At 67.6% G+C, this 13313-nt stretch carries 6 protein-coding genes; 2 read left to right on the forward strand and 4 right to left on the reverse strand.

Translation table 11 applies throughout. The features are described from left to right. Positions 1-220: 220 nt before the first annotated feature. Both KF724_04490 and KF724_04495 read left to right on the forward strand, forming a co-directional pair. Positions 221-3706 (forward strand): FecR domain-containing protein, encoded by a 3486-nt coding sequence (locus KF724_04490; GenBank protein ID MBX3354938.1) that lies wholly within the window; start codon positions 221-223, stop codon positions 3704-3706. A 276-nt stretch (positions 3707-3982) separates the two neighbouring features. Continuing rightward, positions 3983-6712 carry an adenylate/guanylate cyclase domain-containing protein gene (locus tag KF724_04495; protein ID MBX3354939.1) on the forward strand — a complete coding sequence of 910 codons (2730 nt, stop codon included), beginning with the start codon at positions 3983-3985 and terminating at the stop codon, positions 6710-6712. Positions 6713-6740: 28 nt separating this feature from the next. On the opposite strand, the gene KF724_04500 is transcribed toward KF724_04495, so the two are convergent. The 4 genes from KF724_04500 to eno all read right to left on the reverse strand — a co-directional run bounded on the left by KF724_04500 (position 6741) and on the right by eno (position 13279). Beyond that, a complete protein-coding gene (locus KF724_04500) occupies positions 6741-8105 on the reverse strand; it encodes a SpoIIE family protein phosphatase (protein MBX3354940.1) in 1365 nt (454 codons plus the stop codon). A gap of 106 nt (positions 8106-8211) precedes the next feature. Then, the gene (locus KF724_04505; GenBank protein ID MBX3354941.1) at positions 8212-10068 is read right to left on the reverse strand and encodes an ABC transporter ATP-binding protein; all 1857 of its coding nucleotides are present in this window, start codon (positions 10066-10068) and stop codon (positions 8212-8214) included. Further along, positions 10065-11978 (reverse strand): ABC transporter ATP-binding protein, encoded by a 1914-nt coding sequence (locus tag KF724_04510; GenBank protein MBX3354942.1) that lies wholly within the window; start codon positions 11976-11978, stop codon positions 10065-10067. Before KF724_04510 ends, KF724_04505 begins: the two co-directional genes overlap by 4 nt. After that, positions 11975-13279 (reverse strand): phosphopyruvate hydratase, encoded by a 1305-nt coding sequence (gene eno / locus KF724_04515; GenBank protein MBX3354943.1) that lies wholly within the window; start codon positions 13277-13279, stop codon positions 11975-11977. Before eno ends, KF724_04510 begins: the two co-directional genes overlap by 4 nt. Positions 13280-13313: the final 34 nt, after the last annotated feature.

The raw sequence follows: 13313 nt of genomic DNA on the forward strand, positions 1-13313 counted from the left end.
GGGATGTGGCTCTCGGACCCTGCGCTTCCGAAAGATCGCGGCACAGAATGCCCTATGCTGCCGGGAAGCATCCTTCTCCGTCCCGCCTGCGGAAGGCACTCCGGGAGATGTTTTTGGGACGATCCCCTTCCGGTCAGTTGTCTTGGGTGGCCTGGTATTCGACATTCGGAGGTGCCGAGGCTGGACGGCTTCGGTCGAACGCATAGATAAGGTAGGAACCATGAAGATCAGGAAGAGTCGAATCTCAATCGTGCAGGCGATGGCGCCGTTGGCGGCCATGTGGGCGCTTGCAGGAGTGGCCTCCGCCGCGCCGCAGGACGCACCGGCTGGAAGCTCCGGGAATGGAACCGCGGCGGTCAGCTCCTCAGAAGCCGCATCCGCAAAGCCTCAGGCGATTTTCATCGATGTTCGCGGCCGCGTGCAGTGGCAGGGGCCCGCTCGCGAGGATGGCACGCGTCCTGAGTGGCAGGACGCGAAGGTGAACGATGTCGTCTCCGAGGGCACCTCGATTCGAACGGCGGCAAGCGGTGGCGCTCGAGCGACGCTGCGCGTCGGCTGGAATTCGACCGTGCTGATCGACTCGGGCTCGGTGGTCAACCTTGCTCACCTGAGCAGCGACGAAGAGGCGCATCGGACGCTGGTTGAAGTGCCTCGCGGCCGTGTCGACCTGAAGGTCGATCGCCTCGATCGCGCCAACGACTATCAGATCGCGACCTCCAGCACCACGCTGGCGGTGCGCGGCACATCACTCGCGGTGATGACCGGCAGCCTCGGTGGCTTCGAAATCGCCGGCGCGCGGACCAATGCCATCGACTCGATTGAGTTGCGCTACGCGCTCCAGAACCTTCGGTTCTTCCTCTCCGGTGGAGCACGCAGCTCGAACGAGCGGCCCGATCCCGCCGGCAATGCGTGGATGAACACGGTTGGTCCGCCCGCGATCGCTGGTCTGCTCTCGACTCTTGCCGAGGCGGAGCAGCGCGCGAGCCAGGGCTTCACCAAGACTGACGGCACCACCAAGACAACGCAGGAGCAGCAGCAGCTCCGCGAGTCGGAGACCACGACGCGTGGCGTGACCAGCATCACGCTTTCCGACGCCCAGCTCGACAGCTATGCCTCGCGGGCCCTCTTTGCCGCGGCCGGCGCGGCGTCGCTCCGCGATGTCTGGGTGACGGGCCGACAGGTGGCCGGCGAGGCGCGGGACTTGGCGTCGCTCAGGGCGTCCCAGGCGCAGCAGGCGATCACCGCGCATCAGGCGGCGGTGGCGGCCGCTCAGAGCGCGGCGGCTCAGGCACTCAATCAACTCGGCCTCGCGGTGTCCCATCGGGATGGCGCCGCCAGCGACCGGGCTCAGGCTCACTCGCTCCTCGAGGGAATTCTCGTCAAGATCGACAGCTTCGACTTCACCGGCGCTGAGAGCGACACGCTCACGGTGCATGCGAAGATCGACAGCGCTGCGGTGAACGCCGCGTCGGCATCGGCCGCTGCTGCGGCGGCGCACATCCAGGCGAATGCCGCAGCGCTGGCGAGTGCGCAGAGCACGGCCGCGATCAAGGCCTACGGCCAGGCGCTCATCGGAACGCTGGTCGCGGCGGCGAATTCGACCGACGCTTCAGCCATCACCTCGCAGGCTGCGGAGCTCTGTGCCCAGTTGGCGAGTCTCTCCTCGGAGTGGGCAACCTTGTCGACACGGGCACCGGCGCTCGAGGCGGCGGCGAATGCCGCAGCGCTCGCAACCAACGCCGCAGCGGCCGCGGTGGCGGCGCTCGAGGCGCGCGACAGCGCGTTGGCGGCGGCGTCGCAGGCGACCACGCTCGGACAGCTCATCCTCTTCACCGCGGCAGCGCAGGCGGCGCAGCAGGCGCTCGACCGCGCGAACGCGGCATCGGCCGCTGCCCAGGTGGCGCAGGCCGAGGCGGAGCTGGCCCAGGCGCTTCGTACCGAGTACGCAGTGACGAGCGCGACCCGTGCCCTCGCCCGGGAGTTCGAGGCGGCGGCGGCTCTCTCCGACACCATCAATCTCAGGGACCTCGCGATCTCGAAGCAGGCGGCCGCGCAGGTGGCCGTCGACGCTCATGCCGTGGCGGTAAGCCAGGCGCAGGTCGCGGCATCCGCGGCGCAGGTGGCCCTTGCCGGCGCCCTTCAGTCGGCGTCGGAGGCGGCTTCGCATCGCCAGAGTGCCGAGAGCCATGCGGCGCTGGCTGCGGAGATCGGCCAGAAGGGCACCGATGAGGCGCTCTTGAACGGCGCGCCGATCGAAGTCGGCAATGCGCAGGGTTCGGCGATCGCCGCCGATGTTGCCGCGAGCAGCGCGGAGCAGTTCCGAGACGCCGCGGGCGAGTCAATGATGGCTGCCGTGAGCGCGGCGGAGAGCGCTGAAGTCGCTGCGATGAACTTCCTCGCCTCAGTGGACGCGGCTGCGGCCGCGGCCAGTGGCGCGACCACGAAGAGCCAGATCGCGTCGACCGCGTCGGCGGTGGCGGCGGCGTACGCGCAATTGGCGCTCTCGCTCGCGGGTCAGGCGGGAACCTCTGATGCACTCCAGGCGGCGGCCGCCGCGGTCGCGAGCGCCCAGAACGCGGCGGCGAGCGCGGTTGCGGCCATCGATGCGCGGAACCAGGCGCTGGCCGCGGCGGAAGCGGCGGCAACGCTCGGCGAGAAGGTGCTCTTCGGCGCTGCGGCGATCGCCGCCCAGCAGGCGATCGCAAGCTTCGAGTCGGCAGTCGCTGCGGCGCTTGCGGCTCGTGAAGATGCGATCATGGCGGCGGAAGCGGCGGCTTCAGCCAAGATGCTCCTGGCGAACCAGCAGACCGAGGCGGCGATCGAGCGCATGCTCGCAACGACCGTGCAGTCTGAACTTGCCGCAGCCCAGAAGTCGCTCGCGGAGGGCTTCCGCATTCAGGCTGAGGCGTTCGCCGCTCAGGCGATCACCGCCGTCAATGACCATGGTGCCCAGGTCGGCCTTGCGAGCGACTTTGCCAGCCAATCGCTGGCGGCGCTCGAGGCAGCGATTGGTGCTCGCATCTCGGCGGAAGCCTTCGCCTTTGCCGCGGAGCGATACTACGGAGACACCATCGCGGCCATCCAGGCGCAGAACTTCCAGCAGGCGCTGCTGTCGGTCGGTTTGACCTACGAAGCCGCCAAGGCGAGTAAGGGTTCAGCGGCCGAGGCTGCGATGGCTGCTTCTGACGCCGCGAAGGCGGCCAGCGGCGCGGCGAATGCGAGCGTCGCGGCGGACACGGCGGCCAGCCAGTACTTCAGCATGCTTGGCATGTCGAACACCAACGCCCAGAGCGCGGCGAACGCTGCGGCTGCGGCGGTGGCGGCGTCGCAGGCGGCTCAGAACCTCTCGTCGGCAAGCAATGCTCTTGCAAATGCCGCCGGGACCAAGGACGCGCTTCTGGCTGCTGGTCAGGCGACGCTCAAGGCGGCGGCGGCAGCGACCGCGGCCTCTGATGCGCTCATCGCCCGCGACGCCGCGATCCAGGCTGCGGAGATGGCGGGCACGATGGGCCAGAAGGTCTTCTTCGGAGCCGCGGCGCAGTTTGCGGAGTTCGCCGCGTCGAACGCTCTCGCAGCGTCCAAGGAAGCACTCCTGGCGCAGCAGGCGGCACTCAACGCAGCGTCCAGCGCTGCGGCCGCACAGTCGGCGTATGACCTCGCGGTCGGTGGAACGAGCGCTGGCTCGGCCGTCCGCAAGGCGCAGTGAGATTGGAGCGGCGAGATCGATTGATGACTCGCTGAGATGCCTTTGTTCCGGGGACGATTCAGGCGGCGACGGAGAGATCCGTCGCCGTCTTTGTTGGTGATCCGACGAGGCCGCTGCGTTCTCTCCCCGCGTGCAGTCTCGATTCAGCCGACCATGAAGTGCGCCGGGGTGCGCCATTGATCCCCGCGCCACGAATCCGCGCACCCACAATCCACGCGCCCCTGATCGCGGCCACCGCGGCTCGCGGCCTCCCGTCGTCCTCTATGCTCGCTCGTCGTGGCGAAGGGCACCACACTCAATCGGCCAGCGCTCATCGCAGCGCTTGCGGTGACGGCGCTGGTGCTGCTCCTCGAGCGCCTTGGCAGCCTCGCATCGCTGGAAGGGGCGCTGCTCGATGCCCGCTTCACCTATGGCCGCTCGGCGCCGCGTCCGATCTCCGATCGGATCGTGCTCGTCGGCATCGACGACAGCTCCATCGAGGATGTTGGTCGCTGGCCCTGGCCTCGTTCCCTTCAGGCGAAGGGCATCGACGAGATCCGGCGCGCCGGAGCCGCCGTGGTGGCCTTCGATATCCTGTACGACGCGCCGAGCTTCGCCCCGGATGAGGACGAGGCGTTGGCGCTCGCCATCGAGCGCTGCCAAGGGGTGGTCGGAGCCAACTCCGATCCGATCGATTTTGTCGACGGCGCGTGGGTGAATGCGGATCAATCGACGGCGCTGGGGCGATTGCTCGCGCTCCTTGGGGAGTCAGCGGCGCTCCCGACCGAGGCCGCCATTCGACAAGCAAGCCTCGACGACAAGTGGTCGCGGCGCTTCACGGAAACTCCGACTCGCTTCCGTGAACTGGCTGCGTGGATCAGGCTCGGGGCCCTGCGCTCCGCGGGCACTCTCCCGGGGAGCTTCGAGGATTTCACCCGGGCCATCGGCATTCCCGATGACTTCAGCGGCGCGGCGGCCCGGATCGTGGCGCAGCGGATCTGGGAGAGGGACCGCGCATGGCAAGCCCTTGCGAAATGGATGCCACCTGCCTCCGGGCCTCCATCGCCGAAGGAGACGCCGCCCATTCTCACCATTGCGCGCCGTGCAGGGGGCGTCGGCATGGTCTTCGGCGAACCGGACTCCGATGGCCAGATGCGGCGGGTCCATCCCTTCATCACCACGCCAGGAGGCGACTGCCTGCAACTCGGCATTGCCGCCGCCGCGCGCTTCATGCAAGTCGATCCGCAGCGGGTCAGCGTCAGCTCGGAGCGCGTGCAGGTGGGTGATCGAGGAGTCCCACTGCTCGACGGGATGATCGTCGTCGACTGGCCGACGGCGATGTTCACCGATCGATCGGCCCTTCGCGGTGGCGGTGAGCGACGACCCGCCATTCCCTTTGGCACGCTCGTGCGCGTGGCACAGATCCGTGACGCCGCGGAGCGCAACGAGGCCGCGTGGCAGGCCCTGGTCCCGGAGCTCGCGCCGCTCGTGCAATTGCCCGAAGAGTCACTACGGACCTTGCCGCTCTCCACGGAGTTGCGTGCGAAGGTTCTCGATGAGATCGACTTCTTCCTCGGTGATGACGAGGCGGCGACGACGGCCGACGGCCTTGACCCCACGCTCGAGGTGCCAGCCAAGGGCAAGAGCGATGAAGAGAGCGAGGAAGCGCGCGGGCTCTACATCGCCCGCCTGCTGCGGGCTGCACGCGAACTCATGGACCTGATCCCGACGCGGCGCGAAGAACTCGCCGCGGCCGAGGCGGTGCAGCGGCAGCTTCTCGAAGGTCGCATCGTGTTCATCGGCTTCGTGGCCACGGCCATCGCGGCGGATCAGATCAACTCTCCCTTCGGCTATCGAACGCCCGGTGTCTATGTCCATGCGGCGGTCGCGAACATGGCGCTTGAGGGCCGTGGGTTGCGCTTTGCTCCGGCGTGGTCGGAGCCGCTGGCCACGCTTTTGCTCGGCATTCTGAGTGCGCTCGCGGCGGCCCGGATGACGGCGGGGCGCGGGGCGCTCGCCTCGCTCGGCGCCCTTGTCGTGTATGCCGCGGTGGCGTGGACCCTCTTCGCTCCCGCCTCACTGGTGATCCCGATGGCCGGTCCGATCATCGGTGGCTTTGCAAGCTGGGTCGCGGGAGTCGCGCTGGTCGCGGTCATCAGTCAGCGCGAGCGAGCGAAGATCATTCGCCAGTTCCGAGCCCGAGTCTCCTCCGAGCTGGTCGAGCGCCTGACGGGCGACCCCGATGCCCTGAGCGTGAGGGGTGCCGAGCGCGAGATCACCGTGCTCTTCGGCGACCTCGCCGGATTCACCACGCTTTCGGAGCAACTCGGCGGGCCGCAGGTCGTCTCGACGCTTAATCGCTACATGGGCGCCCTCACGCGCGGTCTCACGGCGCGGCGCGCCTATGTCAACAAGTTCCTCGGTGATGGCCTGCTCGCCTTCTGGTCCGCCTTCGGCGCGGAGCCCGATCAATGCTCGCTGGCGATCGAGAGCGCCGGCGTCTGCCAGCAGGAGGTGGCGCAACTCGGTGAATCCCCGGAGTTCCGAGAGCGTCCTCGCATCAGGCTCAGGCTCGGCATTGCGACCGGCCGCGCCGTCGTTGGGGACTGCGGGGCGCCGCCTGACCTCAATGACTACACGGCGATCGGCGATGTGGTGAATCTCGCCTCGCGCCTGGAGAGTGCCAACAAGCAGTTCGGAACAAGTGTGCTCATTGACGGGCGAACCGCGTCGGCGGCCGGCGGGAGCGCGAAGGGGAGTCTCCTGCGCCTCGGCCGCGTGGTCGTGGTGGGCCAGAGTGTGCCCGTTGAGATCTTCACCATGGTGGACCCCGACTTCCCTGAAACCGCGCGTTGCGCCGTGACGGCTGCCGTCGAAGTCTTCGAGCGAGGTGAGCGCCGCGAGGCGATCGCCGCATGGCAGGAGGTCGAACGAGCGGGTGCGCCCTCGATGGCAAAGCCCTTTCTCGCCGCCCTCGCCGATGAAGAAGAGCCCTGTGACGGCGTGCTGCGCCTGCGGGCGAAGTGAGCGCCGGCCTCTCGATCAGCCCTCTTGGTCAGCTCGGCTGGCGGATCAGGATGATGCCGGTGCGATCATCCGCAGGTGGACCGTGGTGGGTGTGCTCGAGGACGGCATCTCCGATCGCGCGGAGAAGCGCATCGGCGCTGGAGTTCGCCATGCTCCGGACGATCGCCTCGACGCCCTCCTGTCCGAACTGGCGTCCCTCGGGTGACTCGGCCTCATAGAAGCCGTCGGTCAGCGCGAGCACCATGTCACCGGAATCGAGAGTCAGGCTCGTGACCGTGACGGGATCGTCCCACTCGAAGACGCCGAAGGGCGGACCGTCGGTCGCCAGCACCTCGAAGGTGTCGGCGGCGCGGCGATAGATGAGAAGCGGACCCTGCCCTGCGGAAAAGCTCTCGACGGCTCCCGTGGCGGGCTCGATCCGCGCGAGCCAGGCGGTCACAAATCGCCCGCCGGGAAGATCCTCGCAGAGCTGGCCGTTGGTCTCTTCCGCGATCCGCGCGAGAGACTGCCCGAGGCGCACGCCGAGTCGCACCATGCCGCGCGTCTGCATGCTCGACAGCGCAGCACCGATGCCGTGACCTGTCGCATCGGCGAGAAGGAGCTGCACCGCATCGGGCGCCTCATCGGGACGCGCCACCTCTCCGCTGCGCAGTGCGAGCACATCGTACGCATCGCCTCCGCACTGGTCCGCGGGCACGCTCGTCGCAGCAATGTCGAAGCCGGAGATCGTCGGAAGATCGCTCGGAAATGTCTGCTGCTGAATGGTGCGGGCCACGAGCAGATCGCGTTCCATGCGATCTCGGGCGAGGCGATCCTCCATGAGGCGCCCTCGCTTGATCGCCACCGCCGCGTTGGCCGCAAGGCCCTCGGCGACGATTTCATCGGCCCGATCAAAGGCGCCATCCACCTTGTTCAGCACCTGCGCCACCCCGACCAGGTTGCGCTCATGATCAATCAGCGGAATGGCGAGTATGGTGCGCGTTCGAAATCCGGTCGCGAGATCGACCGAACGATTGAATCGCTCGTCGGCGTAGGCGTCGGGAATGTTGACGACCTGAAGCGAGGTCGCAGCCGCCCCGGCGATGCCGCGCTGGGCGGGAATGCGAATGACGGTTGGCGGCGGGGGTGCACCGTCGAGCACCGACGCCTTGGTGCCGTCGCCGATGCCATGGGCCACGGCGGTGAAGAGCTCATCGGTGTTTCCGTCATACTCAAAGACCGTCGCCCGCTCGGCCCGCAGCAGATCGCGCAGCGCGTCGATGACCAGTTGAAGGACACTCTCGAGGTCGCCGCTCTCGGCCAGCCGACGGGAGACCGTCAGCAGCTTCGAAACGGTCTCGGCCGGGAGCCGGGAGAGATCCGGTCCCGTCGTGTCCTGTCGTGGCCGGGGCATGAAGGGGGGATTCTCCGCGACAACGCGCCCCGCGGCAAGCGGTGCCGACAGCGATTCCGCTCGGGCGCTCGCGAGAGTCTTGCATACCCACGCCCGAGTCACGCGATCAACCGGCCAGAACTGAGGCTCCGCGCTCCTCCTCAAACTGCTGGAGATAGAGTCGCCGGTAGTGCCCCTCGGGGATCGTCATGAGCAGGTCGTGCGGGCCATCCTCGAGCACACGACCGCCGGCCACGAAGAGAATCCGATCGGCCCGACGCACCGTCGAGAGTCGATGGGCGATGACCACGCTGATCCGACCGCGCAGGACCTCGTCGATGGCCGCCTGGATGGTGCGCTCGGTCTCCGCATCGACGGAGCTCGTCGCCTCATCCATGATGAAGATGGAGGGGTCGCGCAGCACCGTCCGCGCGAGTGAGACGAGTTGTCTCTGGCCCTGCGAGAGGCGCTCGCCGCCTTCACCGACCATGAACTCCCATCCTCCGGGAAGTCGCTCGACGAAGCGATCGGCGCCGACGCGCGAAGCAGCGCGAATGATCTCCTCCATCGATGCGTCGAGGCGACCAAAGCGGATGTTGGCGGCGATGGTGTCGTTGAAGAGCCAGGGTGTCTGCTGCACGACGCCGAGGCTCCGATGGAGCCACGAGAGTGAGCGGTCGCGCTGGTCAATGCCACCGAGCAGGATGCGTCCGGAGTTCGGTTCGTAGAAGCGGCAGAGGAGACTGGCGATGGTCGTCTTCCCGCCACCGGTAGGACCGACGAGAGCCACGGTCTGTCCCGGCTCGATGACGAGCGAGAGGTCGTCGATGATCGGCTGGCCCTCGACATAGTGGAAGGAGACGCCTTCGAACTCGATGCGCCCGGGGTTGAGCGGCCCGCCGTCGTCGGCCGCTCCGGGCACGGGCGAACGGCGCTGCATATCGATGCGTGCGACCACCTCGGGCGAGTCGCAGATGTCCGGCTCGGTGTCGATGAGGGACTGGACACGCTCCGCCGCCGCCTGCGCTGAGAGCAGATCGGCGAAGCGCTGGGCGAGATCCTGCGCGGGGTACATGAAGAGCAGGGCGTACTGGCAGAACGCGATGAGCGCGCCGGTCGAGAGCTCGCCGGAACCAACCAAGCCTCCGCCGACGCTCGCCGCGAGCGCCACTCCGATCGCGGTGATCGTCGAGACGACAGGGGTGTAAATGGCTCCCTGAAGGGCATGACGCGTGCTCCAGAGTTGCATCTCATCGGCCTTCGCACCGAACTCCTCCGAGGCCTGGCGCTCGCGGACGAGCGCCTTCGTGGTGCGCATGCCCGCGATCGACTCGGCGAAGTTCGCGGTGAGAATCGAGTTCAGGCGACGCGATCGCCGCGAGCTGTGCACCATGATCCGAGCGAACATGAAGCTGGAGACGATGAGCACCGGCACGGTGATCAGGACCACGAGCGCGAGGCTCGGGCGCATCCAGAGCATCGCGACGATCGCCGCCGACATCAGCGCGCTCGCCCAGAAGAGGTCGAGAATGACCCACGGCGCTATCGAACTCACCCGCGTGCAGTCGCTCGTCAGGCGCGAGAGGAGCCATCCCACGGGGCGCCGGTCGAAGTAGGCGAAGGGCAACTGCTGGAGGCGACCGAAGGCGTCCTCACGGAGATCGAAGGCGAGACCCGAGGCGAGTCGTCCCGCGGCATCGATGAAGGAGAAGACACCCGCGCAGAAGATCGCCGCGAGTAGGAGCCAGAGGGCGCCGAGCCAGGCGACCTTGGCCGTCAGGCCATGCTCCATCACCTCGTTGAGGAGCGCCGCATTGACCAGTGGTCTGAGCCCTTCGATGATGGCGATGCCGATTCCGCCCGAGATCAATCCGGCGAGCGGGCCGCGGTACTTGAGCGTGCGCCGCGCGAGACGCCGCCAGAGCGTCCAGTCGAGGCGATCGACATCGTCGCCGGTGATGTCCAGGTCATCGGCGCCGCTCATGGTCTCGCTCCCTTTCGGTCGTGCGCGGCGGGACCACCTGCGAGACCGGAGGCTGCTTCGCGCTCGACCTCGGCGTGCACCTCCCAGAGTCGTCGGAAGAGGCCGGGGCGCTGGCGCAGCTCGTCGGCGCGGCCGATGTCGACCACGCGTCCGCGCTCGAGCACCACGACGCGATCGGCGAGGGTGAGGGTCGAGATGCGATGGGCAATCACGATGGTTGTCCGACGGCCATGGCGCGCACGGATTGCGCCGACGATCTCGCGCTCCGTCTCGTTGTCGACGGCGGAGAGGGCGTCATCGAGAATCAGGACCGGGGCATCACGAAGGAGCGCCCGCGCGATCGCGAGACGCTGGCGCTGCCCACCGGAGAGCGTGATGCCTCGCTCGCCGACAATCGTGTCATACCCCTGTTCGAAACGCTCGATGGTGGTCTGGAGCGCTGCATCGGCCGCCGCCGCGTGGATCGAGTGTTCGTCGGCCTGCGGCGCGGCGATGACGAGGTTCTCTCGGATCGAACGGGAGAAGAGGAACGGCTGCTGGAGCACGCTGGAGATCCGGCTTCGGACCCATGCTCTCGGCAGACGCCCGATGTCGACGCCGTCGAGCGAGATGGTGCCGCGGTCTGGATCGGCCAGTCGCAGGAGGAGATCGATGAGTGTGCTCTTCCCGGATCCCGAAGGGCCCATGAGCGCGACGGTCTCTCCGGGCGCAATCTCGAAGGTGACATCATCAAGAGCCGGCGCCGACTTCGCATCGTGCCGGAAGCCCACGCGGTCGAAGCGCAACGCGCCCTTCAGCGGCTCCGGAGGCGGCGCGAGAGGCGCCGTGGGCGAAGTCTCCTCGGGCTCGCGCAGGATCATGTCGAGGCGATCGATCGACACCGTCGCCTTGCCGAGGTCCGCGAGGATTCGTCCCATCATGCGGAAGGGCCAGAGCCAGAGGTTGACCGCGATCAGGAAGAAGGCGTAGTCGGGCACCGAGAGTGTCCCCTCGGACACGCGCCACAGGCCGAGCCCGATCACGATGCCGAGTTGGAGCAGGCAGAGGAGGTCACTGGCCGACCAGAAGATCGCAAAGAGACGGAAGAGCCCCCGATCGAGATCGCGATGGATGGCGTTCGCCTTGCGGAAGCGTGCTCGTTCGAAGTCGCCGCGATCGAAGGCGCGGACGACGCGGATGCCATTGAGATTCTCCTGGGCCCGCGCCGTGAGCGCACCCTCCGCCTCGTCCTTCGCCAGAAAGCGATGGCGCACACGGTGGAAGAAGACGAGCCCGAACCATGTGATGGGCGGAACCAGAAGCAGGGACGCGACGGTCATCCACGCATCGGTGAAGAGCATGATCGGAATCGCAGCGAGCAGCAGGCTGCTGCAACGGACGATCTCAATCACCTGCATCGCCATGAAGGAGAGGACGGTGTCGACATCGGAAGTGCAGCGTTGCAGCAGGTCGCCGCTCTCGTGCTTGCGGAAGAAGGCGGCCGGCAGTCGATGAAGGTGTTCGTGCAGCTCCTGCCTGAGACGCCGGATCGCTCGCTGGCTCGCGTGGGCGACACACCACCCCTTGAGCCAGAGAAGGCCTCCGGCCAGCGCCGCCGAGAGCGCGACAAAGAGACCGACGCGCCACGGCTCGCGCGCGACCGCTTCCTGGCCTCCCAGAAGCGCCATGGTCATGCGGGCACTGGTCGAGAGCGCTTCGTCGGTACCCTCGCCCATCTCGGTGCCGCGGCGCTCGAACGCGCCGGCGATGGCCGATTGCACTCCCAGCGGCACGCCGTAGGCGACGATGCCGGCCACGACTGCCGACGCGGCGCCCAGGAGGTAGAGCCGTCGCTCGGGTCCGAGCCGCGCCCAGAGGAGACGCACGCGAGACGCGGCGCCGCCGTGATTGGATGCGGCCGCCTCGCTCATCGTTGCCGTTGACTTCCTCCGCCATATCGGGCCGCGGGACCGAGGTCCTCGGCGATCCGGAGCAGGCGGTTGTACTTCGCGTTGCGATCACTGCGGCATGGGGCGCCGGTCTTGATCTGTCCGCAATTGGTGGCGACGGCGAGATCGGCGATGGTCGTGTCCTCGCTCTCCCCGCTGCGATGACTCATGACACAGCGCCAGCCGGCGCGGTGGGCGATCTCCATCGCCTCGAAAGTCTCGGTCAGCGTGCCGATCTGGTTCACCTTGACCAGCAGCGCATTGGCGCACCGATCGCGCACACCGCGCTCGATGAACTTCGGATTGGTCACGAAGAGGTCGTCACCGACGAGCTGCACTCGCGCGCCGAGTCGCTCCGTGAGCAGGCGCCAGCCCTTCCAGTCATCCTCCGCGAGACCATCCTCGATGCTCGCGATGGGCCAGCGGCGCGCCCACTTCTCCCAGAGGTCGACCATCTCCTCGCTCGAGAGGATCTTCTTCGGGTCGCTCTTGAAGAAGCAGTAGCCGCGCTTCTTCACCTTCTTCGCGGCGTTGGCGAGTTCGCTCGTCGCGGGGTCGAGGCAGATGACCACCTGGCGGCCGAGGTCATAGCCGGCACGCTTGACCGCGAGCGCAATCAGCTCGCACGCCTCTTCATTGGCCTTGAGGTTCGGTGCAAAGCCGCCCTCGTCGCCGACGGTCGTATCGAGGTGCCGTTCGTGCAGCACCGAGGCGAGCGCGTGGTAGACCTCCACGCCGGCGCGGAGCGCCTCGCCGAAGTCGTCGAACCCGACCGGCTGGATCATGAACTCCTGGAAGTCAACGGTGTTCGACGCGTGCTTGCCGCCATTCAGGATGTTGAGCATCGGCGCGGGGAGCGTCCGCGCCGACGCACCGCCGAGATAGCGATAGAGCGGCAGTCGGCACGCAGCGGCTGCGGCGTGGGCGACGGCGAGAGAGACTCCCAGGAGCGCGTTCGCACCGAGACGGCTCTTGGTGGGAGTGCCATCGAGGGCGAGAAGTCCCTGGTCAATGAGCGGCTGATCGCGCGCATCAAGTCCGCAGAGGGCGGGGGAGATCCGCTCGTTCACATGGCGAACCGCCTTCGACACACCCTTGCCGAGCCACTTGCGACGATCGCCGTCGCGCAGTTCGACCGCCTCGTGTTCACCCGTGCTGGCGCCGGAGGGAACGATCGCATGACCACTTGCGTCACCCTCAAGGACCACCTCGCACTCGAGCGTGGGGTTGCCTCGAGAATCGAGCACCTGGCGAGCGTGAATGTCGACGATGGTGAAGCTCATGAGTCCTCCATGGGCGGGCAAGCCGCAAGGGGTC

The organism is Phycisphaeraceae bacterium, from assembly GCA_019636735.1.
Lineage (GTDB): Bacteria > Planctomycetota > Phycisphaerae > Phycisphaerales > SM1A02 > VGXK01.

Excerpts from the sequence above, each read along its gene's own strand:
- KF724_04490 (MBX3354938.1), top strand. The coding sequence starts at position 221 with ATGAAGATCAGGAAGAGTCGAATCTCAATCGTGCAGGCGATGGCGCCG.
- KF724_04500 (MBX3354940.1), bottom strand. The coding sequence starts at position 8,105 with ATGCCCCGGCCACGACAGGACACGACGGGACCGGATCTCTCCCGGCTC.
- KF724_04505 (MBX3354941.1), bottom strand. The coding sequence starts at position 10,068 with ATGAGCGGCGCCGATGACCTGGACATCACCGGCGACGATGTCGATCGC.
- KF724_04510 (MBX3354942.1), bottom strand. The coding sequence starts at position 11,978 with ATGAGCGAGGCGGCCGCATCCAATCACGGCGGCGCCGCGTCTCGCGTG.
- eno (MBX3354943.1), bottom strand. The coding sequence starts at position 13,279 with ATGAGCTTCACCATCGTCGACATTCACGCTCGCCAGGTGCTCGATTCT.